Source organism: Bartonella sp. PS7NMGDW (assembly GCF_042193585.1).
Lineage (GTDB): Bacteria > Pseudomonadota > Alphaproteobacteria > Rhizobiales > Rhizobiaceae > Bartonella > Bartonella grahamii.
Window position 1 is genome coordinate 1 of sequence record NZ_JBHILX010000086.1, and the last position, 1,091, is coordinate 1,091.

The 1,091-nt window shown below is 37.1% G+C and carries 1 protein-coding gene and 1 pseudogene; both read right to left on the bottom strand.

From position 1 onward, the window contains the following. A pseudogene (locus ACFIKJ_RS09395) lies at positions 1-111 on the bottom strand (recombinase); the annotation flags it as partial. 71 nt (positions 112-182) lie between these two features. Further along, positions 183-905 carry a hypothetical protein gene (locus ACFIKJ_RS09400; protein ID WP_375627067.1) on the bottom strand — a complete coding sequence of 241 codons (723 nt, stop codon included), beginning with the start codon at positions 903-905 and terminating at the stop codon, positions 183-185. Positions 906-1,091 lie beyond the last annotated feature (186 nt).

Below are 1,091 nucleotides of genomic sequence, written 5' to 3' on the forward strand. Positions count from 1 at the left end.
GACACTAGCATTTTTATATCCAATACAAGTTTTTATGATTGTTTCTCGAAATTCTTCAGCAGAAAATCCATATTTTCCTGCCATTTCTTTTAAAAAAGTGGAATTTGTCATCTTGATTTCCTACATTGCGCGCAATTCACCCGTGGCGTGAATCACGCATCTGTTAAAAGGCTGGTTGGTTGTTAAATTTTTATGTCTTGAGGAATTCTCGTGTTTCCGCGAATATTAGCTAATCCACGAATTTCGGCATTTCTAAAAATCTTGACTGCGTCATAAATGCGAGCACTATCATAAACTTTTGCATCTCCAAAAATCTCAACATTTCCATAATTAACATCATCCTCATACGTGAAATTGGAGCATGATATAATGACATCACCATAAACTTTAGCATTGTTATAAATGAGAGCAGGACCACAAATTATTGCGTTCCCATATACACGAGCATTGTCGTAAACCTTGGCACTATTCTTTATTCGTGCATTCTCAAAAACTGTTGCGTCACCATAAATACGTGCGTCATTGTAAACTTCTGCATCACCGCAAACATGAGATTTGTCGCGAACAACAGCATCACCAAAAACATGTGCACTACCAGAAACCTCTGCATTACCGTAAACAACAGCACGACTGTAAACTTGTGCATCAGAATAAACTGAAGCATTTCCACTAATACAAGCGCCATCAAATATCTTAGCATTATGAAAAATGGTAGCGCTTTCATACACCTTGGCATCATCATACACCCAGCAATTACCTTTATGACCTAAGTTATATTCCTTTTCAATAAAACCACCAAGATCTCCTTTTTTGACATCATCAAAATCCCTTAAAGCACGAATGCGGTGGAGAGTTTTGCCATCAACTTCAATTGTTTCATCAGTAAGTTCGTATTTTTTTTCCATGGTTTATTTCCTTGATTTGCGTACAATTCACCCGTGGCGTGAATCACGCTTGTGTTAAAAGACTGGTTTTGGGGTGTTAGAGTTTTGTCTTTACAGGTTGTACAATCCAATCAATTGGAATGCGTTTTATATATGCACAATGATCAGAATATAGCGTCAACAAGAAAGATTCATCTGAATTGGGTG

Coding starts and splice junctions, on each gene's coding strand:
- ACFIKJ_RS09400 (WP_375627067.1), bottom strand. CDS start 905: ATGGAAAAAAAATACGAACTTACTGATGAAACAATTGAAGTTGATGGC.